The sequence below is a fragment of the Turicibacter sanguinis genome (assembly GCF_013046825.1).
Classification (GTDB): Bacteria; Bacillota_I; Bacilli_A; order MOL361; family Turicibacteraceae; genus Turicibacter; species Turicibacter sanguinis.
This window is the reverse complement of sequence record NZ_CP053187.1, coordinates 1,305,500-1,331,863: the sequence shown is the minus strand read 5'-3', so window position 1 is coordinate 1,331,863 and position 26,364 is coordinate 1,305,500. Positions and strand designations below refer to the sequence as shown.

The following is a 26,364-nucleotide window of genomic DNA, read 5'->3' as shown; positions in this document are numbered from 1 at the left end:
TAAATATATCGTCTTATAGAAAAATCATTCATCCTTTCAATGCTTTCTTTTTACCAAGATAAATAAGTAGCTTTTTTCCCAATCAACTTTATGAATTTTAATTATATATAGTAATTATTAAGCATACTTCCCTAATCACTTGACACTTTCTTTGGTTAATCGCTTTGCATTTTAATAATCATACAAATACCTGATTAACCTTCTACATATTTTCTAGTTCTTCCTTTTTTTCTTAATTATATTACCCTCTAGCACATTATTGAAGATTTATTCTCGATACTGGAGTAGATTTAATTTAATCTCTAGATTTGATTGTTAATTTTTTGTATACTAGGTCCATTCTATTACAAAAACCCTTTCTATTTTTTTGAATTACTTTTAATTTAATAAACTATCACATAAAAAAAACGTTCAGCAACAAAGTTAAATTCAACGATTAATACAAAAACATAAAGTGTTATTAGTGATAACAGTATTAATTCAATAGTTTGAAAAGCATAAAAAAAGAACTCTTTCGAGTTCATTATCATCATATTATGGCGCGCCCAAGAGGAGTCGAACCCCTAACCTTTTGATCCGTAGTCAAACGCTCTATCCAATTGAGCTATGGGCGCATATTCTTTGTTGTATTTTTCTAAGCTAATTTGCGAGCATTTCATTGATTCATCTTGATATTCATCATGGTGCGGCCGAGAGGACTCGAACCTCCACAGGATTGCTCCTACCAGCCCCTCAAGCTGGCGCGTCTACCATTCCGCCACGACCGCATATACGGTTTTTTCATGGCACATCACAATGAAATTAATGGAGCGGGTGAAGAGAATCGAACTCTCACAGTCAGCTTGGAAGGCTGAAGTTCTACCATTAAACTACACCCGCTTATTATGGTCGGGAAGACAGGATTCGAACCTGCGACCCCCTGGTCCCAAACCAGGTGCTCTACCAAGCTGAGCCACTTCCCGTTTCTAAATGGCGGTCCAGACGGGAATCGAACCCGCGATCTCCTGCGTGACAGGCAGGCATGTTAACCGCTACACCACTGGACCTTCTTATTCAATTTAAATGGTGACCCGTACGGGATTCGAACCCGTGTATGCATGCGTGAAAGGCATGTGTGTTAAACCGCTTCACCAACGGGCCATTTTTTAAATGGCGGAGCAGGAGGGATTTGAACCCTCGCGCCGGTTGCCCGACCTATACCCTTAGCAGGGGCACCTCTTCAGCCACTTGAGTACTGCTCCATTTTGTTTCATGTCCTGACGACTTTTATATAATAACATGTATATAAATTATCGTCAACACTTTTTGAATACTTTTTTTAATTTTTTTAAAAAAGGTCAAATAATAGTTATTTGACCTTTTTTCTTATTTCTGTTTTTCCCATCGTTTTAGATGTGGGTATGGGTTAAATGCCCATTCACATTTTCCATCATACTTGTACAAACCAAAATGTAAATGTGGTGGGAATTTACCGCTTGTTCCTTCTTTCCCATATCCTGTACTACCAACATATCCTATCACTTGTCCCGGTTCGACTATGTCACCTTCTTTAATATTTCCTTCAAATCCTTGAAGATGTGCATAGTATTGATATGTATTATAAATATCTCTTATACCAATTCGATATCCACCAAAATCATTCCATCCCATTATTTCAATGACTCCGTAAGCTGTGGATAATACTGGTGTTGAGTATCCAGCAAAAATATCTATTCCTTCATGTGATCTAGCCCCACCCCAACTTCGTGCTGTACCATAGTTATCACTAAAACTATAACTATAATGGCGTGATACTGGTAACGATCGTTTATCTAGTGTAATTGTATCAAAATGTTCAAATAGCATCGCAATTTCTTTTATAATCGTTAGAGTTTGTTCCTTTTGATAATAAGATGCAATGGCGGCTTCAAAATCATTATATGAACGTAAATACTCGACCATTGTATACATTACGTCTTCTTCATTATTAATATCTGCTATCCCATCTCCATCTCCATCTTTACCAATACCTCCAAAAAGATTAATAGTCAAACTATTATTATCATAATAAATTGGATTTTCAGGGCCTGACCATATTTCATTTGGAAAACAAATTGAGATGGTATCGTACTTAAATGTACATTCTTCACGGAATTTATAGGTATTGCGCTCGTATTGATCAACGGCGGCTATTTGATACCAAGGGACACCTGATGCCTGCTCGTAGTCTTTATAAAGTTTTTGTCTGATTTCTTGTTCATTTTGTTCGTTAGCTTCAGCTGATGCATTTATAGAACTTAACATACATACCAGTATTGCCATGAAACTTACTATGATTTGACGTTTCATCGGGTCCACCCACTTCTACCTAGTTTTATAATTGTATTAATATAACTTAATGAAGGTGGGAATACTAATGACTCTGATTATATGTAATCAGTTATGAGGTTTAGTCCCCATTCGTCTACTAATTTATAAGCTAGTTCCATTTTGTCATCGTAAATATTACTTGGATGGTGTGCATCTGCGTTAATTAGAACGGGAATGTTTGTTTTTGCAACTTTTGACCAGAATTTTGGATGCGGATATGGGTATCTTTCTTCATCACAAAATGCTTGAATTCCTCGTCTTAGTCCATTGGCATTGAATTCTAATGGGGTTTTTGTTTTAATTGCAGCTTCTATGATGATGTCTGATGCAAGTTCACAGTTTTGATCCCAGGCAAGGTCATTTACAAAAATGACATCCGGATGTGCGATAAAAGCGAAATATCCAGTTTGAACTGCTTCTTTGATGGTTTGAGCATATTCAATATATTGCTCTGTGTTGTTTAGACTATAGATGTTGATGTATTCTTTGTTTGGTGAGACGTAGATGTGTTGTCCTAGCACTAAGTATTCGACACCTTTTTCATTAAGTAACTGTTCATAGTATGCTTTTTTTTCGGAATCATATTCAATTTCAAGGCCAACACGAATTTCAATTTGGTTTTTATATTGTTTTTTTAAATTTTTGATAGTTTGTAAATAATCATCGAGCTCCTCATACTGCATTCGTAATCCAAATCTGTTATCTGGATACGGAGCATGGTCTGAGAATCCTAGAATGGTCATGTTATTTTCGATAGCTGCTTCGATGTATTCAGTTTCTGTCCCTCCCGCATGCAGGCATCTTGGTGTATGTGTATGATAATTTGTTTTTTCCATTTTTTATTCCTCCTCTTTTTCTATTATTATACAATCAAAAAAAGACTATCTAAGGTCCATTAGATAGTCTTTTTTATTAATATTGTGTCCCATATATCCAAAATTGGAGATATAGGAAGACAATATTGAAGAAGGCACAGAAGCTAACACCGATAAATCCTACTTTTTGATGGTAATTTTGATAAATATAATAACTTAAAAAGGCAATGGCAACCCATAGTAATAAAAAGCCCATGGTTATTCCAATTCCTGAAATGATTAGGATGATTAATGTGGCTAGTAATATGATGCCAAGTTCAATTTGTAAGAATTTCTTTTTGTTAGAAAAGATATCTTTTTTTGTATAGATTAGCCATGTAAATAGGCCGATGAAAAGAATTGCTATGAGTAATGGCATGTTTTTGACACCTACTTTGATTATGATAACTTATTATAGCAATTTATTCTGTGTTGTAACAAAAAAGGTTATAGAAAATACATTTTTTCTACAACCTTTTCTTTTTATCCGATGGCGAACATTAATTCTGCTTCGACGGCTACTTTATCTCCAAGTTTGGCGATGGCTTTACCAACTCCAACACTTCCCTTTATTTTTGTTAGTTCTGTTTCAAGAGTTAAGATATCACCTGGAATGACTTTTTGACGAAATTTTGCTGATTTGATACCAGCAAAGTAAGCAATTTTACCTTTATTATCTTCAAGACTTAAAATGGCAACAGCTCCTACTTGCGCTAAGGCTTCAATGATTAGGACGCCAGGCATGACGTGTTGTTGTGGAAAGTGTCCCATAAATTGCATTTCGTTTGCTGAAACACATTTGACTCCAAGGGCTCTTTTTCCTGGTTCTAATTCATCAATTCGATCTACTAATAAAAATGGATAGCGGTGCGGGATAATTTCTTGAATTTGATTACTATTTAAGACCATGCTTTCACCTTCTTTTTTTATGTATATATAATATAGAAAGAGTTATTCGTATTTTTTAAAGACGATACATGCGTTATGACCACCAAATCCTAATGAATTTGACATGGCATATTTAATATTTTGATGACGTCCAACATTAGGAACGATATCTAAATCACATTCTGGATCAGGTTGTGAATAGTTAATTGTTGCAGGAACAAATCCATCTTGTAAAGCTTTAACTGTGATGATAGCTTCTACTCCACCTGCTGCTCCAAGTAAGTGACCTGTATTTCCTTTAGTTGAGCTAACCATTAATTTTGTTTCTTTACCAAAGACTTTTTTGATACCAAGTGTCTCTAGTTTGTCATTCAGTGGTGTCGATGTTCCGTGGGCGTTAATGTAATCAATTTGATTTGGTTCAAGTGAAGCATCTTTAAGTGCCATTTCAAAACAAGCAGCAGCACCATTAGCTTCCGAATCTGGGGCTGTCATGTGGAAAGCATCACAGCTTACACCATATCCGATCATTTCAGCGTAGATTTTAGCTCCACGTTTTTTGGCATGTTCGTATTCTTCTAAAATTAAAACACCTGCTCCTTCTCCCATAACGAATCCATTACGCTGTGCATCGAATGGAATTGAAGCACGATTTTTATCATCTGATGTCGTTAAAGCCTTCATTGAAGAGAATCCACCAATTCCAAGTGGTGTAATTGAGGCTTCTGCTCCTCCAGTTAACATGATATCTGCATAACCATCACGGATATATTTGAAGGCTTCTCCAATTGAATTAGTTCCCGCTGCACAAGCTGTCACAATGTCAAGACATGCTCCTTTAGCACCTAACATAATGGCAACATTACCTGCTGCTAAGTTTCCTATAGCCATTGGAATGAAGAATGGTGAGACACGTTCGTATCCTTTTTTCATTCCTTTTTCCTTTTCCTCTTCAATCGTTTGAAGTCCGCCAATTCCTGAACTTAAAATAACTCCGAAACGATGAGCATCAAGTTCTTCTGTTTGAAGGTTTGAATCTTCAAATGCTTGTTTTGAAGCAATCATCGCTAATTGGCTAAAGCGATCTAAACGCTTTGCTTCTTTTTTATTAATATACTCTTCAACGTTTAAGTCTTTAATTTCTGCTGCTAATTTAACTTTGAAATCTGATGCATCAAAGTGAGTGATTTCATCGATTCCGCAAACTCCGTCTTGAATGTTTTTCCACATTGTTTCAACATTGTTTCCAACAGGACAAACTGTCCCAAGTCCAGTTACTACAACTCTACGTTTACTCATAATTTGCACCATCCTTCATTAAATTGCCATTCCACCATCTACGACTAATACTTGTCCTGTGATATAACGAGCCTGATCACTAACTAGAAAAGCAACTGCATTTGCAATATCTTCTACTTCACCCAGGCTTCCAAGTGGAATATTTTCTAATACTTTATCTGTAATATCACTTGATAATTTTGCGGTCATATCTGATTTGATATATCCTGGAGCAACAGCGTTAACTCGAACATTTCTTGAGGCATATTCTTTTGCTAATGATTTTGTTAACCCAATTACCCCAGCTTTTGATGCAGCGTAGTTTGCCTGTCCAACATTTCCGTTAATCCCAACGACTGACGATAAGTTGATAATTACTCCACTGCGTTGTTTTAAAATAGGACGCGTAATCGATTTACAAACATTCCATGTTCCTTTTAGGTTCACATCGATAACAGAATCAAATGAATCTTCATCCATACGCATCATAAGATTATCTGATGTAATTCCTGCATTATTGATCACGATATCTAAATGTCCAAAATCTTTTATAATAGCTTTCGTCATGCTTTCAACTTCTTCATAATTTGCAACATTTGCTTGATAAACGCTTGCTTTTACACCTAAGCTTTCAGCTTGTTTAGCAATGGCTTCGGCACGTTCTTTACTTCCGCAATAATTAAGTGCAATGTCACAACCAAGTGAAGCTAATTTTAAGACGATAGCTGCTCCAATTCCTCGAGAGCCTCCTGTCACTAATGCGACTTTACCTGATAAGTTCATAAAATTCCCTCCTGTATTCAAAACGATTAATACCATATCTAAAAAAATGAATCTTGGTCATTAAAATGCTTCATTATTGATTCAAACTATAAAATTTCTGTAGAAACTTAATAGGAACTTATTTAATTTTGAAGCGCCTTAATAGTTGCTTCTAATGATGCCACATCTTCTACATTTAAAATTTTAACGCTACGATCTATTTTTTTAACAAATCCACTCAATGTTTTACCTGGTCCAATCTCAATGAAGGTATCTACTCCATCTTCAATCATTTTTTTGATACTTGCTTCCCATTTCACACTTGTCGCCATTTGTTTTATCATTAAGTCAATTAGTGATAAATCGTGATGATAGAAATCTCCTAGCACGTTTAAAACGATTGGAAGTTTAGGTTGATTTAAGTTTTTCATTTTTAATAGTTGTCCAAAATTTTGGGCTGTTTCTTTTAATAAAGAGGTATGGAAAGGTCCACTAACTGGCAAGATTAAGGCACGTTTTGCCCCGTATCCTTTTGCTAATTCACAAGCATAATTAACAGCTTCGGCCTCTCCACCAATCACGATTTGTCCTGGGCAGTTTAAATTGGCCAACTCCACTACTCCCTTTGAAGAAGCTTCGCTACATAAAGCTGTTGCCTTTTCAACATCTAATCCAAGTAGGGCGGCCATTTTTCCATCACCTGATGCTACTCCCATAAGTTCTCCTCTTTTAGCAACAAGTTCCACTCCTTCAGTAAACGAGAAAACATCTGCTGCACATAACGCACTGTACTCACCTAGACTAAATCCCGCTACAACATCTGGTTTGATTCCTGCTTCTTTTAAAGTAGCTAATGCCATTTGAGAAATTGTAAAAATGGCTGGTTGTGTATAAGCTGTTTGATTAATTAAATTTTGTGAATCTTCAAAACATAATTCTTTTAAATCAAATGATAATAAGTCATTGGCTTGATTGAATAACTGACGTGCGGTTGGGTTTTGTTCATAAAGTGATTTCCCCATTCCGACATATTGTGCTCCTTGTCCTGAGAATAAGAATGCAACTTTCCCCATATTACATGACCTCCAAATTTTTAAAAACTTCTGATGCGTGATTTGTAATATCTTCTATAATTTCTGATACGGATTGGACTTTAGAAAGCATTCCTGCTACTTGTCCCGCCATGACAGATCCTGATTTTGTGTCTCCTTCTAGAACGGCTTTACGAAGTGAACCGAGTGTTAAATACTCTAATTCTTCGGCTGATACTCCTTTTTTCTCAAGAGCGATGTATTCACGCGTCATCGGATTTTTTAAACAACGAACTGGAACACCAACACTTCGTCCTGTTACGACTGTGTCTGTATCTTTTGCTTTGATTAGCGCTAGTTTATAGTTTTCATGTACTGGGCATTCTTTAGCGGTTAAGAAGCGAGTTCCAATTTGAACGCCACTTGCTCCAAGAGCCATAGCCGCCATAAATCCACGACCATCCGCAATTCCTCCCGCTGCAATAACTGGGATATCCACAGCATCGACAACTTGTGGAACTAATGACATAGTCGTTAACTCCCCAACATGGCCACCGGATTCCGTTCCTTCGGCAATAATGGCATCTACTCCTAAACGTGCCATACGTTTTGCCAAAGCAACTGAGGCAACAACTGGAATAATTTTGATCTTGGCAGCTTTCCATTTTTCAATGTATGGACCTGGACTTCCTGCTCCTGTTGTCACTACTTTAACCCCTTCTTCAATAATAACTTCTGATAGTTGGTCACAGTGCGGATTCATAAGCATTAAATTGACACCAAAAGGTTTGTCTGTTAGTTGTTTGCATTTACGAATTTCTTCTCTTAGGCGTGGGGCATCCCAACCACCTGAACCAATGATTCCAAGTCCTCCAGCATTTGAAACAGCTGCTACTAGTTCTGCTGATGAGATGTTAGCCATTCCACCTTGAATAATTGGGTATTTTATATTTAATAAAGTTGTCAAAGACATCTTTTTATCCTCCTTTTGTTTTTTATCTACAGGGAGATCATACATCCACCCCATGTTTTACCGCCACCGAATCCGATGAGCATTATTTTATCCCCTGATTTGATGTGCCTAGTATCTATTGCTTCTTTTAAGGCAATCGGTATACTAGCGGCTGATGTATTTCCATAGTTATCTAAGTTTAAAAAGAATTTTTCGCTCGGAACTTTTAAATCTTTAACAACTTTATCAATGATACGTTTATTGGCTTGATGGGGAATGATGAGATTGATTTCATCGATTGTTAAGTTTGCTTGTTCTAATAGCTCCATAATTGTTTCTTTAATAGCATGTATCGCAAATTTGAAGACTTCTTGTCCATTCATTTGGAAATGAATAGGTTCTGCTTGGTTATCTGTTAGTGGATTTACTACAGCAATTGGTGTTGTGGTTAAGACTCCACGTTCATCTCCACTTGAGTTGAGATAGAAGCTCTCGGTTGTGTCTTGGTCATATTCAACTACGACTGCTCCCGCTCCATCTCCAAATAAAACACATGTATTTCGGTCATCCCAATCCATAATTTTAGAGAGGACCTCCGCTCCTATGATAAGTGCTTTTTTGATAGCACCACTTTTAAGGAATTGATTGGCTACACTCATTGCGTAAACAAATCCACTACATGCAGCATTCAAATCAAACGCGATCATTTTTACATCATTTAACCCAAGCTTTGCTTGAACTAGACAAGCAGTAGATGGTGTTAATTGTTCTGGTGTAAAGGTTGCGACAATAATCAAACCTATTTCAGTTGGATCAATATTGGCATGTTCAATGGCCTGTTTTGCAGATTGATAGGCTAATTCAACGGTATTTTCTGTTGTAGCGATATGGCGATTTTTGATACCTGTACGCGCCTTGATCCACTCATCACTTGTTTCTACGATGGATTCTAATTGTTTATTACTTAAAATAGATGTCGGGACGTAGGCCCCACTCCCAAGAACTTTGATTCCCAAGAAATTCACCTCAACTTTCTCGTTATTTTATGATGTCAAACTCTCCGATCGAGCGGTATTTTTTATACCGTTTCGCTTGGATTTGTTTAATTGATAATTTTTTAGTTTGTTCTAGATAATTATTTAAGTCGTCTCTTAAGTGGTCGAACACGTATTGTGGAAATTGATGGGCTCCTCCGATTGGCTCTTTGATGATGTGGTCAATAATTCCCATCGATAAGTAGTCTTGTGCTGTTAGTTTCATCACTTCAGCTGCTTCTTTCGCTTTACTTCCATCTTTATAAAGAATTGAAGCGAATCCCTCTGGGGATAAGATTGAATAAATTGCATATTGAAGCATCCATATTTGATCACTCACCCCTAGTGCTAAAGCTCCACCACTTCCTCCTTCACCAATCACAATAGAAAGGGTTGAAGTTTTTAAGTTAGACATATCTCTTAGACACTCAGCAATCGCATGTCCTTGGCCACGTTCTTCAGCTTCGGGTCCTGGATAAGCTCCCGGTGTATCTATAAAGGTTATAATAGGGCGATTGAATTTTTCAGCTTGCTTCATTAAACGTAACGCTTTACGGTATCCTTCTGGATGAGGCATTCCAAAGTTACATTCGATATTTTCGGCTGTTGTATTACCTTTTTGATGTCCAATAACGGTCACCACATGAGGTCCGATTTTAGCAATCCCCCCAATAATGGCTGCGTCATCTCCATATAAACGATCACCATGAAACTCAATGAAATCATCAAATATATAGTTGATGTAGTCACGAACCTTAGGACGTTTTGGATGTCTGGCAAGAACGACGTGATCCCATGCCGTTAAATTGTTGTAAGCACGATTTTTATAAAGATGCAGTTGTTGTTGTAATTCTTTGACTTCCGCTTGATTGTCAGTTGAAATTTCACTTAGACGTGATTCAATTTCAGCTACTTTTTTTTCAAAATCTAGAATTGACATCAATTTTCGCTCCCTTCGTGCCATTTAATGATAGTTGACAGTGTTTGTTTTAACTCTTTTCGATTAACGACTTTATCCACAAGTCCTTTTTCTTGTAAAAATTCTGCTGTTTGAAAATGTTCAGGTAATGATTGTTTAATGGTTTGCTCAACAACTCGACGTCCTGCAAATCCAATAGCTGCCCCTTTTTCGGCTAATATAATATCACCGAGCGTTGCAAAAGAAGCTGTAACGCCTCCCATTGTTGGTTGGGTTAATACACTGATATAAAGTAATCCTGCTTCGTTATGTTTAGCGATGGCTGCTGATGTTTTAGCCATCTGCATTAATGAATACATTCCTTCTTGCATTCTCGCTCCACCTGAAGCGCAGACTAATACTAATGGCAGTTTTTTTGATGTTGCAGTCTCGATTAACCTTGTAACCTTCTCCCCGACAACTGATCCCATACTTGCCATCATAAAGTAGCTATCCATGACACCGATAGCAACCGTTTGTCCATCCAGTTTTGCAATTCCTGTAACAACAGCTTCATTTATTTGATTTTCTTCCATTAAATTATTGATTTTCTTTTCATATCCAGGAAATGATAATGGATTTTTAGAAATCAGTTTTTGATTTAATTCTTTAAAAGTCCCTTCATCTACTAATGATTCAATTCGAGTCATTGCTGACATTCGATGATGAAATTCACATTTGGGACAGACGTGTAAATTAGCATGAAGTTGTTTGACTGGAAGAACTTCTTTACAGGTTTCGCACTTTGTATAAATTCCATCATTTATATCTCGTTTCTTAGCAACTGGTTTAGATTTTTTTTGACGCTGTAAGAAAAAACCCATTCTCTATCCCTCCAATTCATGCATGTGTTTTTGAATAAAGCTTGTATCATATTTGTTATCTATAAAGTTTTTATGTTCCATAATGGCATATTGAAAATCTATATTTGTATCAATTCCATCTACTACTAACTCTTCAAGTGAACGTTTCATTTTAGCGATAGCTTCACAACGATTAGCACCATGAACAATAAGTTTTCCAACCATTGAATCGTAAAATGGTGGAATCGTGTAGCCTTGATAAACAGATGTATCAACTCGAACACCAAATCCACTTGGAATATTGAATGTTTCTACTGTTCCAGGAGAGGGTTTGAAGTTAAGAGATGGATTTTCAGCGTTAATACGACACTCCATGGCATGACCATTAATTTTAATATCCTCTTGTGTGAAAGATAGAGGTAAATTAGATGCAATTTTAATTTGTTCTTTAATTAAATCGATGCCTGTAATCATTTCCGTGATTGGATGCTCAACTTGAATTCGAGTATTCATTTCAATAAAATAAAAGTTTTGATGCTTATCTAGGAGAAACTCAATTGTTCCGGCATTTTCATATCCAACCGTTTTAGCCGCCAGAACTGCTATTTCCCCCATTTTTTGACGTGTTAGCTCATCTAATACTGGAGATGGAGCTTCTTCGATGACTTTTTGATTGCGTCTTTGAACTGAACAATCTCGATCATAAAGGTGCACGACGTTCCCAAATTGATCAGCTAATATTTGAAACTCAATATGTCTTGGATTCTCAATGAATTTTTCCATATACATCGAATCATCTCCAAATGACATTTTTGCTTCAAGTTTAGCCGTTTGGAATAAATCTTCAAATTCATCTTCCGAGTTGATAACACGCATTCCACGTCCACCACCACCTGCAGAAGCTTTAACTAAGACTGGATAACCAATTTCTTTTGCCACCCGTTTTCCTTGCTCAATAGATTCAATTAACCCATCACTTCCAGGGACAACAGGTACATTAGCAGCTATCATCATTTCACGAGCTTTTGATTTATTTCCCATATTATCAATGATGGATCCTTTTGGACCAATAAATTTTAGTCCTAATTCCTCAACTAATGAAGCAAAGGTACTATTTTCTGATAAAAATCCAAAACCAGGATGAATCGCATCGCATCCCGTTGAGATAGCAGCGCTCAAAATATTATTAATATTTAAATAGCTATCTTGAATTTTTGTTGGACCTACACAAATTGCCTCATCTGCTAAGTCAACATGTAATCCGCGATTATCAGCCGTTGAATAAATAGCAACTGTTTCAATTCCCATTTCTTTACATGCACGGATAATACGAACTGCAATTTCACCACGGTTAGCAATTAAAATTTTTCTAAGCATCATGACACCTCACTTTTTCTGCCCTTTATCTTGCCTTAAACTTCGATTAGCATTAAAACTTGATCATATCCAATCGCTTCTTCATTTGTTACTTTAATTTCTTTAATGATTCCATCACATGGAGATTCAATTTCATTCATAACCTTCATGGCTTCAATAATGCAAAGCGGCTGTCCTTTTTTAACCTGATCTCCAACTGATACAAAGGCTTTTGCTCCCGGTGCATTCGAACCGTAGAATGTCCCAACAAGTGGCGCTTTAACCTCTTGAATGTTTGTTTGTTCTTTTGGAAGTGTTGTTTCAATTGGGGCTGTTGTCATTACCTGAGTTTGAGAGACTGGTGAAACCTCGATGACTGGCTGAACCATTGGTGTACTTGCAATATTTTGAACGATTTCTTTCACTTCTTTTTTAAGATTCAGTTTTAATCCATCAACCTCAAGTTGGAGTCCTGTCATTTCACTTTCAGTAAATCTTTCCATTAATTGTAAGACTTGATTTAGATAATCTGTTTTCGTCACATCTCGAACTTCACGTTCTTGTTTTTGATTCATACAAAATTCCTCCGATATTCAAATATTTTTTTAATCAAATATTTTGAACTTCAAATATATAGCTTAATATATAAGACAGAACCCTTTCTGTCAATAGTTTCCAATTACGATGTCGCGATTATTTCAGACTTTAAAGTTTTTAATAAACGTTCTACAGTTGTCAATTCATTTACTTTATAGGCTTTTGCCCCACAGAATAGTAAAGCCTCTTCAACTTCTCCTCTTACTGCATGTAGAAGTGCCTTGCTAATACAGTATTGAGTTGTTGCGGGATTACAAGGGATAACACATCGGTAACATTTTTTTATTTTCTCTTTTTTGATACCATATTTTTCACTAAATGGATTACGAATGGCACGACCTGGCATTCCAACCGGACTTTTCACTAAGATGATATCGTCTTCTTTAGTATCAATTATAGCTTGTTTAAAGTTCGGGTGAGCATCACACTCTTCAGTTGCAATAAAACGTGTTGCCATTTGAACCCCATCTGCTCCAAGTTTTAAATAATGAGCAATGTCTGCTCCGTCATAGATTCCTCCACCTACAATGATTGGTATATGTTTTTCATATTTCATTGCATATGGTTTAACAGCTTCAATGACTTCTTTAACAATTTGATCAAGATCGATATTTCCTTCTTCTAAATCGGCTGGTTTGAATCCTAAGTGTCCACCCGCTTCTGGTCCCTCAATCACAATCATGTCTGGTGCTACTTGATGTTTTCTATCATAGTGTTTTAATAAAACAGTTGCTGCTTTTGCACTTGATATAATCGGTGCAAACATTGTTTTTGTATTTTTTGTATATTCTGGAAGTACAAGAGGTAACCCTGCTCCCGATATAATAATATCAATTCCTGCCTCAACAGCTGCTTTAGCATATTGTTCGTAATTCTCCATTGCAACCATTAAGTTTAATCCAAGCATTTTTCCTTTTGCTACCTCTTTGGCCTTTTGTATATGTTTTTTCATTGCACGCAAGTTAGCTTGCACTGTATTATTTTCAAAATCAGGTTCATCATGTCCAATTTGAACTCCCGATAAAACGCCTAACCCTCCGTGATTTGAGACAGCCGCCGCTAAGTTAGAACGTGAAATACCAATTCCCATTCCACCTTGTACAATCGGTAACTCTAATTCAAACGGTCCAATTTTTAATGGTTTAATTTCCATTTCTCCACCACCCGTTATTATTTTGCATTTCAAACTATGTGAAGGATTATAACACACAAATTTGTAAAATGTGAATATTTTTTTGATATTCAAAGTAAAAATTTTGAGTTTCAAACTTAATTCAAACAGGCCACATTAACTAGATTATTAACAAAACCTTATTAAATGAAGGATTTAACACCATCTTGTTTAAATATTCACTCATGCATTTGTCGAAAAATAAGGATTTCAAAAATAATCCTTCTTAATTATCCTAATTTCATCAAACAATTAGAACTTTAGGCGAATTATGATGGGTAGTACTTCCCCTATTAGGCTAGTAAATGTGTTATGTTAATTTGTAGATATGCATTAATTCTTAAGGGGGAGATACTGATGCTAAGAACGAATGAAGGTCGACTTGTGAAATGGTCTGTTCAAGGAAAAGTTCATCATCCACTAGGCGGCAATTATAGAATTACTCAAGAAGGGGTTCCGATGATTTTACCTTCAACAGGGGGGATTTCTTATAATGTTTCTGTTGGCGATCCTGCATTTGGGTGGATAGGTGATCATGTTGAACCAGGTGTTTCGATTCGTAATGAGAATGCTTCAGAGAATGATGCTTTAATGACGTTTGCTTGCATTGGAAATGTGGCTAAGGTTGTAAGTGGTGATGCAAAAGGACGTTTAGGTTATGTGACGGGTTCTCACGGTGGAATTGAGCATACTTTAGTTCATTTTGATGCGGATATATTAGAAGACCTTTGCATTGATGATTCTATTTTAATTAAGGCATATGGCCAAGGGCTCAAATTACTCGACTATCCTGATGTTCATGTCATGAATCTTGATCCTATTTTATTACAGAAATTACAGATACAAGAGGTCAACGATAAGTTGCAAGTTCCCGTATCAGCGATTATTCCCCCCTATTTAATGGGGTCTGGAATTGGAGCTAATAGTGCTTATTCTGGGGATTATGATATTATGACAGGAGATTTGGATGAGGTACGACGTCTAGGGCTTCATCATTTACGTTTTGGAGACCTTGTGTTATTAAAGGATTGTGATACAACGTACGGTCGCGGTTACTTAAAAGGTGCTATGACACTTGGAATTATTGTGCACAGTGATTGTGTAAAAGCAGGACATGGCCCTGGTGTAACGACGATTATGTCATGTAAGTATTCTATTTTCGAACCAATTGTTGACCATTCAGCTAATATAACAAAGTATATGAAGCAGCTATAAAATGAGAGAGACTAAATGCTGTCCTAAGTGTGAATTTAAATCATTAATTTTTATCTCGAGTAAGGTTTTAATTCATGGAACTGGAAATAATATTATGGTTAACGTAACATTATCAATTGCGGCTCGTTTACATCGTTATGTATGTGAAAATTGTGGATATACTGAGGAATGGATTGAAGCAGATGATATTAAGGAATTAAAGAAACATTTCTCATAATTAAAAAAGACTGAGTCGAAATTATTTCGATTCAGTCTTTTTTCTATTTATCCAATTAATTTTCCCATCATAATCATACCTTTAGATGTTTCAAATCCTCTTTTGTGATAGAATCCTTCTGTTTGAGGCCCAGGAGATGTTAGTAAGATAATTTCTCTGATTCCTTTTTCCTTCAATCGTTTCTCGAATTCTTCATAGATGCTTGTTCCAAGCCCTTTTCCTCGCAACTGATTATTGATGCAGAATTCTTTAATGTTAAACATTAATCCATTATAGTATTGTTCTTCGGCTCCTAAAATCATTCCAGCAGGAACATTATCCACATACGCTAATAATCCATATGAATCTGGACATTTAATCATTTGTGTTAATCGTCTGGATGCCGTCTCAACTGTCCACTCATCGTTCCAAGGCCCTGCATTGAATGTTTCGATATACATTTTTACTAGTACATTTAAGTCTGATAATTCGATCTGTTTAAATTGCATTGCCTTCTTCCTTTCAATGTGAAAAAAGAAGAGGATTCCTCTTCTTAGTTATTAATATATTTTTCAAATACTTCTGTAAAGTCTTTTTGAATGTAGGCTTCACGTGATTGTTTAATCCAATTAAATGCGTATTCGTTTACCTTTACAAATTGATCTAATAAATTACCTGTTTCTTGACGTTGTGAACCACATGCAACGGATGCAAAGTTTAATGTTTGTTCTGATTTTTGTAATAATACCTGATTTTCTTCGATGATATGAGAAATTTTAATTAAAGCTTTATAAATATCTTTTAGTTGTTCTAATTGATTACGATTAACATCAATTGAGAACTCTTGATTATCGATATCAAATTTTAATTCACAATCTAAATCCACTGTTCCTGCTGTTTCAATCATAACATGGCTAATCGTATGTTTATAGTAATCATATCGTTTCACTAGACGTTTACTACTAACAGCTGATGTACCATCGACATGAATTAAAGCTAAGTTTGTAAAACAGTATTCATCTGTTTTTGATTTAATTAAGAAGAAGATTTTTTCATCATCTTCATGCATAATAAAGTCATCTGCCATTACTTTATCATAGTCGTTTGGACTAATAATTTTCCCAATATCACTAATTCCTAATGCATCTGCAGCAAATTTTTTTAACATCTTGATTTCCCCTTTGTTTAGATATTGAGATGATTATATCACATGCATTTAAATTAGCAAGGGCTACTTTTTACCTATTTTAATATCATTTATGAAAACAGTAAAATATCCTGCTGATAGAAAGAGCAATGTCAATTTTATCATATTTAAACTAAATCCTTTGATGCCTATGTCTCCTATATCTAAAAAGAAATATAAAAATGGATGCTCGGGCTCTGGAACAGGTACGTGAATAAAACTACACGTGACAACAAAGAGGAAATATAAGATGGGGATACTAAGCCACTGAAATGGGGTGTACCAACTATATTGTTTTTTAGGATCAAATAAAAGGAAATCAATAAAAACGAGAAACGGTGCCAGATAATGTACCGAAATATCTGATGGTGAAAACATTTGATGAACCGATCCATGTTCAAGACAATACGGAATAATGATAAATTGGTATAATAAAAAGGTGACTAGAATTGCCGATGTTAATCCACCTTTAAGCCAAGATGAGCATATTTTTTTTTGAATTGATTGGTGTTTTCTTAGCTGATATAACATTTTAACTACGATATAACTATATAAAATCAAACACCATAAATTGCTTTGCATCGTGTAATACAATAAAATTTTAAAATTTGTTTCTCCACTTATAAGAAATACACCCGCGTAAATTCCGTAGGCTGTACTAATAATAATTAAGATACGCCACAATAAAGTAAACCACACATTTTTAAAATTCATAAAATCCCTCCCCTACTTTTGCTAGTTTATGTAAGGAAGTATTTAAAAAGAATAAAAGGAGATTTAGTAATGAAATATAACCTAAAACAATTTACTAATGTAATTAAAGTTTTACCCCTAAAAAAGAAGTATACGAAAGAAGAGTTGTTAACGCCTGATTTTTTAATTGAACAACAGGGGGCTGTTGAAATCTATTATGCTCCTCATAATGAATATTTAAATCCTCAAGCAAAGATTTTTATTGTAGGAATTACACCTGGATTTGAACAGATGTCAAGGGCTATCTCTGAAGCTAGAAGCTGTTTTGAAGAAAATCTATCACTTGATGAAATTCAATATCGTTGTAAAAAAGCAGGTCGTTTTAGTGGGAGCCTACGTCAAAATTTAATTCAATTTCTTAATCAATTAAACTTAACTGATAAATTGGGGATAACTAACGCTTCTGAACTGTTTGAAGAGCATGATGATCTTCTTCATACAATATCGCTTATCCCTTATTCTGTATTTGTAAAAGGAAAAAATTATACAGGTCATACACCTAATCTATTAAAATCGCCTATGTTGATGTCCTATGTAAAAGATAACTTTATAACTGAATTAAATAAACTCGATCCTGTTTTAATTATTCCTCTTGGGAAAAGTGTTGAAGAAGTTCTACTTTATTTAGCACAAGAAGGTTTAATAAATGAATCGCACATCCTAAAGGGATTTCCACACCCTTCAGGAGCTAACGGTCACCGTTTTAAACAGTTTAATAAAAATAAAGAATCTATGATGCATCAAATTGATAAATACTTTTCTAAATAACCACAACTAAAGGAGTTAAAAATGAATCTATCATTTAATTTTTCTATGGCAGGATTTCTTCTTGTTTTACTACCCATGTTACCTAATGTTTTATATTTTATATTTTTAGAAAAATTCGGTTCTGAAACGTCTCCTAATTCACATAGAACACTTGATATGATTGAACATGGTGCCCAATTTATTTTTATTGGTTTGTTAATTTTCTTTGAGCCTATCAATCAGCCTGTAATTTCTATGAGTTTAGTGTCTATTATAGCTCTATTTTTAATTTTTTATTATCTCCTGTGGGGATTATTATTTTTAGGGCGTAAAACATTAACTATTTTATTAGCCATGTCCATTGTTCCTGTTATCTATTTTATATTAGGAGCTATCCTACTTCGTAATTTTTTAGCAATTATTCCTATGATTATTTTCTTAATTTTCCATGTTTTAATCACTTATTTCAATTATAAATCGTCTAAGCCTCTGCATTTATAAAGATAATGTGAAATCAACTAGTTTTTATGTTAATAAAGGATTTAAAATCCTCGAAACACAGTGAATGAACATTCACGATATGAGGAGGTTTTGATGAAGTATGAGTAAATTTATTGGTTATTATGAGTCACCTATTGGCTTAATTGAAATAATAACAGATGAGCATTTTTTACGTGAATTGTGGTTTGTGGATAAGATTCAAGAGACAACAGTGCAACCTGAAATTCTTAAGAAAACTTTGATTCAACTTGATGAATATTTTAAAGGTGAGCGAGTGAAATTCGAGCTTGATTGTGTATTAGAGGGAACTGAATTTCAAAAGTCAGTTTGGAATGCTTTATCAGAGATTCCTTATGGGAGTTTGGTAAGCTACAAAGATGTTGCAGATTCAATTAATAACCCTAAAGCGTGTCGTGCTGTTGGAAATGCAAATAATAAGAATAAGATTGGAATTGTTATCCCCTGTCATCGAGTCATTGGTGCTAATCAATCTTTAACAGGCTATGTAGGGGGACTTGATCGAAAACAATGGCTTATTGACCATGAACGAAAACATAAAAAATAGCTCTACGCCAAAAGTAGAGCTATTTTTTATGCTAATTTTCTTTTCTTCTATTTAAAACTATTCCACCTGTACATAATACAACTCCGATACCAAGAAGGAGCCAGCTATTAAATCCTGTGTTGGGTGTAACCTGATTCATGACAGTAATTGTAACAGAATTCGTGACCAATGCTCCATCACGATCACTAACCTGATACGTGATATGATACGTACCTGAAACAGATGCATTCACATTATTTTCAATAATTTTGATTTCAGAAGTTAAATTTCCATCTTCAATATCATACGCAGTAACACCTTCTGATGGATCAAATGCATCACCAACTTTAATAATTTTATCCCTAGCTTGAATGACTGGAAGTTCATTGATGATACTACTTGATGGCAATACCGAAATGATTCTCGTAACCGTCGTCGTATTTCCACTAGAATCCATCACTGAATAAATCAGTTCATATCGTCCAACTATATTAATATCTACCATTCCCCTAACTTGAATTTGAGATGTCAAATCATCATCTTCTGCATCATAAGCTGTAACACCTTCTAATGAATTAAAAGGGGTCCCAACACTCAAGGTTAAATCAGTTGCTCCACTTATGATGGGAGTTTGTCCTAAATCTAGATTAACATGAAGAAAAACTGTTCCATCAAACTCAATTTCTACCCCATCAGATGAAGAGGCTATTTCTGAAAAAGTAAACTTTAGATCTTGGCTTTCTTGAATATTCTCCCATACTACTTCATCTGTTTTCAAATCATAATAACCATCTTCAACATTTACTTTTCCAACAGGACCATTAAAATCTAAAATAGGATTTTTTATTTTTAATGTATCCCCTTTTTTCACAGAATATTCTCCTAAATCGATAGTCTGTTCATGGCCCCATCCATACAAATACTGAGCTAAACTTTTAAACCGACTAATATCTTTCACGTGATTATTAGAAAAATCAATAATCTCTAAATCCTCCATCTCTGTGACAGGAGTCATATCATAAAGGTTATTATCAGCTAGGTACAAATAAACTAATTCATCTAGATTAGATAAAGGACCTAAATCCCTTATCTCATTACTCGCAATATTTAATAAACTTAAATTAACTAAATGAGAGAGAGCCGAGATATCTTGAATTTTGTTATTGGTTAAAATAAGGTAATTAAGCTTGCTTAAATTCGTTAATGGGGACAAGTCGGATATTTGATTATCTTGCAGTCTAAGTAACGTCAAATTAGTTGCATACTGTAATCCTTCTAAATTAGAAATTCCTTTACCATTTAAATTTGCTACCTTCAATGTTGATAATTGTTTTTTCGTTATATCACTTTCACTCGAGTTCCCTAATGCTTCATTTAAAGCGATTTTCAAACTTTGATCTGGAATATTGACAATATCATTGCTCATTGCATGAGTCGTTGATATTGTTGTAAAAGTCATGAATAAAATAAACAGAAAGAGAATACTTTTTTTAACCATTTTAGATAGACAACTCCTATTTTACAAATTTTATTCGTTGCTAATAGTTTCCCTTTCTTTCTAAATTTCTACTCATTGATTTTAAAAATATAAAAAGGAACTATCTTTAATTTAAGATAGTTCCTTTTTATATTATAAATATTCTGTTGTGTCTGTCGGTAATCCCTTTTTACTTAAACGAATTTCAATGACATCTTTAACGATTGAATAAATTAGTGCAAACATTGGAACTCCAATAATCATTCCAACTAATCCAAATAGTTTCCCTGCAACTAAGATAGCGAATAAAATCCAGAAAGCTGAAATTCCGATTGAGTCACCCAAAATTTTAGGTCCAATAATATTCCCATCAATTTGTTGAATCACAAGGATAATAACCCCGAACCATACTGCCTTAATTGGCGAAATGAATAAAATAATAATCGCTGATGGAATAGCTCCAATAAATGGTCCAAAGAATGGAATAATATTCGTCATTCCAATAATAACAGAGATTAATAATGAATATGGCATTTTAAAGATTGTTAAGATTATAAAGGTTAAAACCCCAATAATAGCTGAGTCAATAATCTTTCCACCAATAAATTTTCCAAATGTCAAATTAGTGCGATTAGCAAGATTTAAGATAATATTTGCATGTTTATCATTAAATAATGCAACGACTACTTTCTTTCCAAGTGCAAAGAACTTTTCTTTATCAACCAGTAAATAAACCGAAATGATAATTCCTAAAATAATATTCCATACACTCGATGCAAAAGCCATGACGATTCCACCGATAATTGGTAGAAGATTTGTGACTAATTGGAGCACCCAGTTCGTAATTTCTGTTAATTTATCATTGATTAACGTCATGTATTCTGGACTAATATCCGTCTCATTTAACGTCTGTTCGAGTATTACTTTCATATCATATAGATATCTTGGAATGTCATTAACTAACCCTGTAATACTTTCGACTAATTGTGGAACCACGAATTGAATAAAGACATAAAAAATTAAACTTGCAGTTAAATATGATAATATAACCGCTACCCCACGCAGAGATTTTTTTGAACCTTTAATAAACTTCTTAAAGACTCTATCCTCATAAAATTTCAAGATAAAATTAATTAAGTAAGCGATGATAAAACCAATAATAAATGGTTGAAAAACGGCCATTATTTGGCTCATCTTTCCTGTAAAAGCATCTAATTTTGATATAATGTTAGCAAAAACAATACTGAAACAAATGACAATAAAAGCATATATCGCAATGGTAGTATATTTTTTATCCCAATTAATCTTCATAACTCCTCCTATTATTGTTATTTCATACTAAATTATAACTCTATTATATACTATTATTAGGCTAAAAAAGTAGCTTATATTCGCCTATATTTAAGTAATTTTTGTAAAAAAGCCACCTATCCTATTAACGAGATGAGGTGGCATATAAAAGTATTTTATTTTAATTTAATTGATTCGCTTAACACGTCATATCCTGTATATGCTAAAGCTAATGCTGCAATGACTAGACGTTCATGTGCAAGACTTGTAACGGTTGCATCAACCATTTGTTGTGAGTGTCCAACAATCTTACAATCACCAATTCCAATATAGGGATGAATCGTTGGACAAATGTTACTAATATTTCCGATATCGACTGATCCAGTTTCCTTTTTAGCTGGATGAATATCTGTGATTCCAAGTTGACGTAAATTTTCATTAAATGCATTTGATAATACTTGATTCGTTTTTAAATCATCATAAGATAATTCATAGTTACTAATCTCTACTGTTGTTCCTGTTATTAAAGCAGCACCTTGTGCAATGTTTAAAACTTTTTCTTTAACAACTGCTAAGTATTCTTTCGTTGCTGCACGAATATAAAATTGTGCTGTGGCATGTTCTGGTACAATATTCGCTGCTACCCCACCATTTGTAATGATCCCATGCATACGAACATCTGATTTAACATGTTGGCGTAATGCATCAATTCCATTAAATAATTGAATAACAGCATTTAAAGCGTTGATTCCATTCTCTGGGCTCGCTGCTGCATGAGAAGGACGTCCTGTATAATCAAATTGTAAAGCTTCCATTGCTAAAGATGTTCCACTTTCTGTTGTATATCCATCCGGATGAACCATCATAACAGCATCCATCTCATTAAATAATCCTGCCTCAGCCATGGTTACTTTAGCGCCATTTGTTTCTTCAGCTGGCGTTCCAAAAACATAAACTTTTCCACCAACTTCATCGATAATTTTACTCAATAAAACCCCTGCTCCAGCACTCATTACACCAATCATATTATGACCGCATCCATGACCTAAATCAGGTAATGCATCATACTCACATAAATAAGCGACAGATAATCCAGGTTTTTTACTATCGTAAACCGCTGTAAATGCTGTTTCTAATCCTGCAACACCTACTTCAACTGAAAAATTATGTTCTTTTAAAAATGAAGTTAATGTATTTACAGCTTCGAACTCTTGGTTTCCAAGCTCAGGATGATCATGAATATAGTCACTCATTTCCCATAATCTTTGTTTAAGCTCTTCACTAATTTGCAATAATTGTTCTTTCATAATGCCCCTCCTGTATACAAAAATCTATTGATAGATTTCTTCTTATTCTAATTCATTTTTCATTTTAAGTTCAACTATAGTTTACTAGGCATTCTCTATAAAGAAAATGCCTAGCAAAATTAATATTATGACCAACCCATTAAAATAGCAATTGTAATAAAGATAATAGCAATTACTCCAAAGATAACTTGTAGTGGTAAAATCCATTTAATCCATTTTGACCATGGGATACCTGCTACCCCTAAACAAGCCATTAAGACTGCACTTGTTGGGAAAATCGCATTTGAGAATCCATCACCAAATTGGAAAATTAAAATTGATGTTTGCGGTGTAATTCCAACTAACTCACCAAGTGGCGCCATAATCGGCATTGTTAAAGCTGCTTGTCCTGAACCTGATGAAATAAAGAAGTTAATAAACATTTGAACAAAGAACATGACATATCCCGCAATTAACGAAGGTAATTGACCGATGAAGTTTGATAATTGGTAAAGAATTGTATCAATAATTTGACCATCTTGTGCAAGAATCACGATTCCACGAGCAAATCCAACCACAATAGCTGCTCCAATCATATCTTTTGCTCCACTTACAAACGATGTTGCCATATCATCAAAACTTAAACGTCCAATAAATCCTGCCACGATTCCTGTAGCTAAGAATAAAGCCGCGATTTCTGGAATAGCAAAATCAAATTTTAGTACTCCAACGACAATTCCAGCTAAACAAACTAAAATCGAAGATAAAATAATTTTATGTCTTACTGTAAACTCGATATGTTCTTCAGTTGATTCTTTTAATGCTTCACGACGTGACTGATCAATTTCATAAACGGGACTTAATTCTGGATTACGTTTGATACGACGACCATACCACATTAAGAATAGAATAGATGCTAAAGTTGTAACTGCCCAAATTAGAGTACGGAATCCCACACCTGATCCAGCTTGAACATTTGCAATACTTTGAGCAACCCCTACTGAGAATGGATTAATCATTGCTGTAGCAAAACCAACAATACATCCAACATAAGAAATAGCCATCGCCATAATACTGTCATAACCTAAAGCTAAACAAAGTGGAATCAACATTGCAATAAATGGAATTGCCTCTTCCGTCATTCCAAAAACTGCGCCACCTAATGAGAATAATCCCATAATAAACGGAATCATTAACATCTCTTTTCCATGGAACGATTTAACGGCACTTGTAATTCCAGCATCAATTGCACGTGTTTTTGTAATAATAGCAATTGCTCCACTTACGATAAATAAAAAGGCAATAATTTCTGAAGCTCCTACAATTCCTTCTAATGGAGCTTGTAATAAACTAAATAATCCTTGCGGTGATTGCTCGATGTATTGGAACGATCCATCCACAACGACTGTTCGACCTAAATCATTAACCACTCGCTCATACATCCCAGCTGGTAATATCCATGTTGCTACGGCAACGATGACTAAGATAAAAGAAATAATAACTAGCGTATGTGGTACTTTAAATTCTTTTTTCGCACCTGCCTCAGTTTCAATACTTCTGGCTCTTCTAAGACTTAACATATATTAATCTCCCTTCAGGTTTTTAACATCCAATAAAGCATTGTCCCCATCTTTTCTTGGATGGTATGAGGTGCAAGAGCTTCACAATAAAAAAAGTCTTGAGTATCACTCAAGACTTTTCAGAAATAATCACATAACGTGCGTTTACTTTTGAATGCTCAAATGATAGCCCTCCACAATTTTTATGGTTGGCTTTAATAAAAAAAAGCCTTGAGCAAATCACTCAAGACTTTGAATTTTAATATATCATTTAATCGATATACAATGCATTCATCTTAAATGATAGCTCACCACAAAATATTTTGTGACAGTGTTAAGTATATTTTACATAACACCAGCTCTATCACCTTAAAGTATCGATGATAGGCTTCGGCGAGAACTCCTTTCCTATTGCGTCTACGTCTTCACTCTTCAATAGTACTCTTAGTTACCGCACCTCTATCTAAAACCTATTTATTTTTTAATTAATTAAATCATAAACTATATTCTATTCTTTTGCAAGTGTAAATTTATGTAACTATCCAATAAAATTTCTATTTTATATTTTTTTAATAAATACACTATAGAGAGCTAACTATAATAAATTTTTAAAAATGAGATGGCCTTAATGAGTATTAAAGAAAAAATTCATGAAATGGAAATTCATCATAAAGAACAACGTCATGAGGAAAAAAATTTGAGAAAAAAGAAGATAAATTATATAAATAGCCTATAAAGACACGCTAGTTTTAAAGCGTGTCTTTTTTATTTACTCATTTTTTTAGATTTCTTTGCACAAGCTTCCATAGCATTCATAATACTTGCTCTAAATCCCTCTTGTTCTAATTTAGCAACTGCCTCAATTGTTGTGCCACCTGGTGAACAAACTTGATCTTTTAATCCCCCTGGATGCATCCCTGTTTCTAGTACCATTTTCGCCGCTCCAAGCACTGCTTGTGCAGCAAATTCGTAAGCAAGATTTCGTGGCATCCCTTGTAAAACAGCAGCATCAGCCATTGCTTCAATCATCATATAAACATAAGCAGGTGATGATCCACTCACAGCAATAACGGAATCAATTAATACTTCAGACACCACTTCACATTTTCCAAAACTATTAAAAATAGCAATCACTTGATTTAACTCATTTTCTGTAACATTGCGATTTGGTATAATTGCTGACATCGCTTCACCGACTTGTGCTGGTGTGTTTGGCATTGTACGAACTACCTTAATACTTTTTTGAAAATAGTCCTCAATCATTTGAAGTGTTGGTCCTGCTGCAATACTCACAATAATGGTTTCTTTATGAATACTTTCTTTAATTTCATCAATAATAGCGGGATATAAATATGGCTTAACTGCTAAAATAACAATTTGACATAAATTTGCAACGTCTTGGTTTGAAGTTGTCCCATTTATTTTATAATCTTCAACAAATCGATTAACTTTTGTCTGGCTAGGATTAGACATCAAAATATCATTTGATAATATTAATTCAGATTTCAATAATCCTTTTAACATCGCCATCGCCATATTACCACTACCAATAAATCCAACCGGATACTTCATATTTC

Annotated in this window: 27 protein-coding genes, 7 tRNA genes and 1 riboswitch; of the genes, 5 read left to right on the top strand and 29 right to left on the bottom strand. The window is 34.6% G+C overall.

Annotated elements, in window-relative coordinates; genetic code table 11:
• Positions 1-537: 537 nt before the first annotated feature.
• The 21 genes from HLK68_RS06535 to HLK68_RS06435 all read right to left on the bottom strand — a co-directional run bounded on the left by HLK68_RS06535 (position 538) and on the right by HLK68_RS06435 (position 14,015).
• A tRNA-Arg gene (locus HLK68_RS06535) sits at positions 538-614 on the bottom strand.
• Between the two features lie 67 nt (positions 615-681).
• Positions 682-767: transfer RNA gene (locus HLK68_RS06530), tRNA-Leu, on the bottom strand.
• A 38-nt stretch (positions 768-805) separates the two neighbouring features.
• Positions 806-879 (bottom strand) — tRNA-Gly (locus HLK68_RS06525).
• A gap of 6 nt (positions 880-885) precedes the next feature.
• A tRNA-Pro gene (locus HLK68_RS06520) sits at positions 886-962 on the bottom strand.
• An 8-nt stretch (positions 963-970) separates the two neighbouring features.
• Positions 971-1,046: transfer RNA gene (locus HLK68_RS06515), tRNA-Asp, on the bottom strand.
• A gap of 17 nt (positions 1,047-1,063) precedes the next feature.
• Positions 1,064-1,140: transfer RNA gene (locus HLK68_RS06510), tRNA-Glu, on the bottom strand.
• Between the two features lie 10 nt (positions 1,141-1,150).
• Positions 1,151-1,241: transfer RNA gene (locus HLK68_RS06505), tRNA-Ser, on the bottom strand.
• A 124-nt stretch (positions 1,242-1,365) separates the two neighbouring features.
• Complete coding sequence (locus HLK68_RS06500) at positions 1,366-2,328, bottom strand: M23 family metallopeptidase (RefSeq protein ID WP_132942711.1); 963 nt, start codon at positions 2,326-2,328, stop codon at positions 1,366-1,368.
• Positions 2,329-2,405: 77 nt separating this feature from the next.
• Positions 2,406-3,185: a histidinol-phosphatase gene (locus tag HLK68_RS06495; RefSeq protein WP_132942710.1), complete on the bottom strand. Its 780-nt coding sequence runs from the start codon at positions 3,183-3,185 to the stop codon at positions 2,406-2,408.
• A 76-nt stretch (positions 3,186-3,261) separates the two neighbouring features.
• Positions 3,262-3,582: a hypothetical protein gene (locus HLK68_RS06490; protein ID WP_132942709.1), complete on the bottom strand. Its 321-nt coding sequence runs from the start codon at positions 3,580-3,582 to the stop codon at positions 3,262-3,264.
• Between the two features lie 104 nt (positions 3,583-3,686).
• Positions 3,687-4,112, bottom strand: a complete 426-nt coding sequence (fabZ, locus tag HLK68_RS06485; RefSeq protein WP_006783670.1) for a 3-hydroxyacyl-ACP dehydratase FabZ — start codon at positions 4,110-4,112, stop codon at positions 3,687-3,689.
• A gap of 42 nt (positions 4,113-4,154) precedes the next feature.
• Positions 4,155-5,390, bottom strand: a complete 1,236-nt coding sequence (gene fabF / locus HLK68_RS06480) for a beta-ketoacyl-ACP synthase II (protein WP_006783669.1) — start codon at positions 5,388-5,390, stop codon at positions 4,155-4,157.
• Between the two features lie 18 nt (positions 5,391-5,408).
• Positions 5,409-6,152 (bottom strand): 3-oxoacyl-[acyl-carrier-protein] reductase, encoded by a 744-nt coding sequence (fabG, locus tag HLK68_RS06475; protein WP_006783668.1) that lies wholly within the window; start codon positions 6,150-6,152, stop codon positions 5,409-5,411.
• Between the two features lie 122 nt (positions 6,153-6,274).
• Positions 6,275-7,204, bottom strand: a complete 930-nt coding sequence (gene fabD, locus HLK68_RS06470; protein ID WP_009607418.1) for an ACP S-malonyltransferase — start codon at positions 7,202-7,204, stop codon at positions 6,275-6,277.
• A gap of 1 nt (position 7,205) precedes the next feature.
• Complete coding sequence (fabK, locus tag HLK68_RS06465; RefSeq protein WP_006783666.1) at positions 7,206-8,135, bottom strand: enoyl-[acyl-carrier-protein] reductase FabK; 930 nt, start codon at positions 8,133-8,135, stop codon at positions 7,206-7,208.
• A gap of 26 nt (positions 8,136-8,161) precedes the next feature.
• A complete protein-coding gene (locus tag HLK68_RS06460) occupies positions 8,162-9,130 on the bottom strand; it encodes a beta-ketoacyl-ACP synthase III (protein WP_006783665.1) in 969 nt (322 codons plus the stop codon).
• 22 nt (positions 9,131-9,152) lie between these two features.
• The gene (locus tag HLK68_RS06455; protein ID WP_006783664.1) at positions 9,153-10,088 is read right to left on the bottom strand and encodes an acetyl-CoA carboxylase carboxyltransferase subunit alpha; all 936 of its coding nucleotides are present in this window, start codon (positions 10,086-10,088) and stop codon (positions 9,153-9,155) included.
• Positions 10,088-10,930 (bottom strand): acetyl-CoA carboxylase, carboxyltransferase subunit beta, encoded by an 843-nt coding sequence (gene accD, locus HLK68_RS06450; RefSeq protein WP_006783663.1) that lies wholly within the window; start codon positions 10,928-10,930, stop codon positions 10,088-10,090. Before accD ends, HLK68_RS06455 begins: the two co-directional genes overlap by 1 nt.
• A 3-nt stretch (positions 10,931-10,933) precedes the next feature.
• Positions 10,934-12,286 carry an acetyl-CoA carboxylase biotin carboxylase subunit gene (locus HLK68_RS06445; RefSeq protein WP_009607424.1) on the bottom strand — a complete coding sequence of 451 codons (1,353 nt, stop codon included), beginning with the start codon at positions 12,284-12,286 and terminating at the stop codon, positions 10,934-10,936.
• A gap of 35 nt (positions 12,287-12,321) precedes the next feature.
• Positions 12,322-12,840, bottom strand: a complete 519-nt coding sequence (gene accB, locus HLK68_RS06440; RefSeq protein ID WP_006783661.1) for an acetyl-CoA carboxylase biotin carboxyl carrier protein — start codon at positions 12,838-12,840, stop codon at positions 12,322-12,324.
• A gap of 104 nt (positions 12,841-12,944) precedes the next feature.
• Positions 12,945-14,015 (bottom strand): NAD(P)H-dependent flavin oxidoreductase, encoded by a 1,071-nt coding sequence (locus HLK68_RS06435; RefSeq protein WP_132942708.1) that lies wholly within the window; start codon positions 14,013-14,015, stop codon positions 12,945-12,947.
• Between the two features lie 375 nt (positions 14,016-14,390).
• Here HLK68_RS06435 and HLK68_RS06430 point away from each other — a divergent pair, with 375 nt between their 5' ends.
• Together HLK68_RS06430 and HLK68_RS06425 are read left to right on the top strand one after the other, a co-directional pair.
• A complete protein-coding gene (locus HLK68_RS06430; protein ID WP_132942707.1) occupies positions 14,391-15,248 on the top strand; it encodes a DUF4438 domain-containing protein in 858 nt (285 codons plus the stop codon).
• Position 15,249: 1 nt separating this feature from the next.
• Positions 15,250-15,465, top strand: a complete 216-nt coding sequence (locus HLK68_RS06425; RefSeq protein ID WP_132942706.1) for a hypothetical protein — start codon at positions 15,250-15,252, stop codon at positions 15,463-15,465.
• A 47-nt stretch (positions 15,466-15,512) separates the two neighbouring features.
• On the opposite strand, the gene HLK68_RS06420 is transcribed toward HLK68_RS06425, so the two are convergent.
• The 3 genes from HLK68_RS06420 to HLK68_RS06410 all read right to left on the bottom strand — a co-directional run bounded on the left by HLK68_RS06420 (position 15,513) and on the right by HLK68_RS06410 (position 17,344).
• Positions 15,513-15,953, bottom strand: a complete 441-nt coding sequence (locus HLK68_RS06420; protein ID WP_006783657.1) for a GNAT family N-acetyltransferase — start codon at positions 15,951-15,953, stop codon at positions 15,513-15,515.
• 44 nt (positions 15,954-15,997) lie between these two features.
• Positions 15,998-16,612 (bottom strand): PH domain-containing protein, encoded by a 615-nt coding sequence (locus tag HLK68_RS06415; protein ID WP_006783656.1) that lies wholly within the window; start codon positions 16,610-16,612, stop codon positions 15,998-16,000.
• Positions 16,613-16,675: 63 nt separating this feature from the next.
• Positions 16,676-17,344 (bottom strand): Pr6Pr family membrane protein, encoded by a 669-nt coding sequence (locus tag HLK68_RS06410; RefSeq protein WP_006783655.1) that lies wholly within the window; start codon positions 17,342-17,344, stop codon positions 16,676-16,678.
• A gap of 69 nt (positions 17,345-17,413) precedes the next feature.
• On the opposite strand from HLK68_RS06410, the gene HLK68_RS06405 reads away from it, so the two are divergent.
• From HLK68_RS06405 to HLK68_RS06395, 3 genes are all read left to right on the top strand, one after another.
• The gene (locus HLK68_RS06405; protein WP_132942705.1) at positions 17,414-18,151 is read left to right on the top strand and encodes a uracil-DNA glycosylase family protein; all 738 of its coding nucleotides are present in this window, start codon (positions 17,414-17,416) and stop codon (positions 18,149-18,151) included.
• 21 nt (positions 18,152-18,172) lie between these two features.
• On the top strand, positions 18,173-18,631 hold the full coding sequence (locus HLK68_RS06400; protein ID WP_055165673.1) for a hypothetical protein: 459 nt from the start codon (positions 18,173-18,175) through the stop codon (positions 18,629-18,631).
• 100 nt (positions 18,632-18,731) lie between these two features.
• On the top strand, positions 18,732-19,196 hold the full coding sequence (locus HLK68_RS06395; protein ID WP_129821259.1) for a methylated-DNA--[protein]-cysteine S-methyltransferase: 465 nt from the start codon (positions 18,732-18,734) through the stop codon (positions 19,194-19,196).
• Positions 19,197-19,227: 31 nt separating this feature from the next.
• Here the strand turns inward: HLK68_RS06395 and HLK68_RS06390 are convergent, their stop codons facing one another.
• The 5 genes from HLK68_RS06390 to proC all read right to left on the bottom strand — a co-directional run bounded on the left by HLK68_RS06390 (position 19,228) and on the right by proC (position 26,359).
• Positions 19,228-20,673, bottom strand: coding sequence for an immunoglobulin-like domain-containing protein (locus HLK68_RS06390; RefSeq protein ID WP_006785671.1), 1,446 nt, complete (start codon positions 20,671-20,673; stop codon positions 19,228-19,230).
• Between the two features lie 132 nt (positions 20,674-20,805).
• Complete coding sequence (locus tag HLK68_RS06385) at positions 20,806-21,963, bottom strand: AI-2E family transporter (protein ID WP_132942704.1); 1,158 nt, start codon at positions 21,961-21,963, stop codon at positions 20,806-20,808.
• 155 nt (positions 21,964-22,118) lie between these two features.
• On the bottom strand, positions 22,119-23,249 hold the full coding sequence (locus tag HLK68_RS06380) for a M20 family metallopeptidase (protein WP_009607586.1): 1,131 nt from the start codon (positions 23,247-23,249) through the stop codon (positions 22,119-22,121).
• A gap of 125 nt (positions 23,250-23,374) precedes the next feature.
• Positions 23,375-24,808 (bottom strand): YfcC family protein, encoded by a 1,434-nt coding sequence (locus tag HLK68_RS06375; protein ID WP_006785668.1) that lies wholly within the window; start codon positions 24,806-24,808, stop codon positions 23,375-23,377.
• 275 nt (positions 24,809-25,083) lie between these two features.
• A riboswitch (Lysine riboswitch) is annotated at positions 25,084-25,257 on the bottom strand.
• Between the two features lie 295 nt (positions 25,258-25,552).
• Positions 25,553-26,359 (bottom strand): pyrroline-5-carboxylate reductase, encoded by an 807-nt coding sequence (gene proC, locus HLK68_RS06370; protein ID WP_006785667.1) that lies wholly within the window; start codon positions 26,357-26,359, stop codon positions 25,553-25,555.
• Between the last annotated feature and the right edge of the window lie 5 nt (positions 26,360-26,364).

Excerpts from the sequence above, each read along its gene's own strand:
- HLK68_RS06500 (WP_132942711.1), bottom strand. The coding sequence starts at position 2,328 with ATGAAACGTCAAATCATAGTAAGTTTCATGGCAATACTGGTATGTATG.
- HLK68_RS06495 (WP_132942710.1), bottom strand. The coding sequence starts at position 3,185 with ATGGAAAAAACAAATTATCATACACATACACCAAGATGCCTGCATGCG.
- HLK68_RS06490 (WP_132942709.1), bottom strand. The coding sequence starts at position 3,582 with ATGCCATTACTCATAGCAATTCTTTTCATCGGCCTATTTACATGGCTA.
- fabZ (WP_006783670.1), bottom strand. The coding sequence starts at position 4,112 with ATGGTCTTAAATAGTAATCAAATTCAAGAAATTATCCCGCACCGCTAT.
- fabF (WP_006783669.1), bottom strand. The coding sequence starts at position 5,390 with ATGAGTAAACGTAGAGTTGTAGTAACTGGACTTGGGACAGTTTGTCCT.
- fabG (WP_006783668.1), bottom strand. The coding sequence starts at position 6,152 with ATGAACTTATCAGGTAAAGTCGCATTAGTGACAGGAGGCTCTCGAGGA.
- fabD (WP_009607418.1), bottom strand. The coding sequence starts at position 7,204 with ATGGGGAAAGTTGCATTCTTATTCTCAGGACAAGGAGCACAATATGTC.
- fabK (WP_006783666.1), bottom strand. The coding sequence starts at position 8,135 with ATGTCTTTGACAACTTTATTAAATATAAAATACCCAATTATTCAAGGT.
- HLK68_RS06455 (WP_006783664.1), bottom strand. The coding sequence starts at position 10,088 with ATGTCAATTCTAGATTTTGAAAAAAAAGTAGCTGAAATTGAATCACGT.
- accD (WP_006783663.1), bottom strand. The coding sequence starts at position 10,930 with ATGGGTTTTTTCTTACAGCGTCAAAAAAAATCTAAACCAGTTGCTAAG.
- HLK68_RS06445 (WP_009607424.1), bottom strand. The coding sequence starts at position 12,286 with ATGCTTAGAAAAATTTTAATTGCTAACCGTGGTGAAATTGCAGTTCGT.
- accB (WP_006783661.1), bottom strand. The coding sequence starts at position 12,840 with ATGAATCAAAAACAAGAACGTGAAGTTCGAGATGTGACGAAAACAGAT.
- HLK68_RS06435 (WP_132942708.1), bottom strand. The coding sequence starts at position 14,015 with ATGGAAATTAAACCATTAAAAATTGGACCGTTTGAATTAGAGTTACCG.
- HLK68_RS06430 (WP_132942707.1), top strand. The coding sequence starts at position 14,391 with ATGCTAAGAACGAATGAAGGTCGACTTGTGAAATGGTCTGTTCAAGGA.
- HLK68_RS06425 (WP_132942706.1), top strand. The coding sequence starts at position 15,250 with ATGAGAGAGACTAAATGCTGTCCTAAGTGTGAATTTAAATCATTAATT.
- HLK68_RS06420 (WP_006783657.1), bottom strand. The coding sequence starts at position 15,953 with ATGCAATTTAAACAGATCGAATTATCAGACTTAAATGTACTAGTAAAA.
- HLK68_RS06415 (WP_006783656.1), bottom strand. The coding sequence starts at position 16,612 with ATGTTAAAAAAATTTGCTGCAGATGCATTAGGAATTAGTGATATTGGG.
- HLK68_RS06410 (WP_006783655.1), bottom strand. The coding sequence starts at position 17,344 with ATGAATTTTAAAAATGTGTGGTTTACTTTATTGTGGCGTATCTTAATT.
- HLK68_RS06405 (WP_132942705.1), top strand. The coding sequence starts at position 17,414 with ATGAAATATAACCTAAAACAATTTACTAATGTAATTAAAGTTTTACCC.
- HLK68_RS06400 (WP_055165673.1), top strand. The coding sequence starts at position 18,173 with ATGAATCTATCATTTAATTTTTCTATGGCAGGATTTCTTCTTGTTTTA.
- HLK68_RS06395 (WP_129821259.1), top strand. The coding sequence starts at position 18,732 with ATGAGTAAATTTATTGGTTATTATGAGTCACCTATTGGCTTAATTGAA.
- HLK68_RS06390 (WP_006785671.1), bottom strand. The coding sequence starts at position 20,673 with ATGGTTAAAAAAAGTATTCTCTTTCTGTTTATTTTATTCATGACTTTT.
- HLK68_RS06385 (WP_132942704.1), bottom strand. The coding sequence starts at position 21,963 with ATGAAGATTAATTGGGATAAAAAATATACTACCATTGCGATATATGCT.
- HLK68_RS06380 (WP_009607586.1), bottom strand. The coding sequence starts at position 23,249 with ATGAAAGAACAATTATTGCAAATTAGTGAAGAGCTTAAACAAAGATTA.
- HLK68_RS06375 (WP_006785668.1), bottom strand. The coding sequence starts at position 24,808 with ATGTTAAGTCTTAGAAGAGCCAGAAGTATTGAAACTGAGGCAGGTGCG.
- proC (WP_006785667.1), bottom strand. The coding sequence starts at position 26,359 with ATGAAGTATCCGGTTGGATTTATTGGTAGTGGTAATATGGCGATGGCG.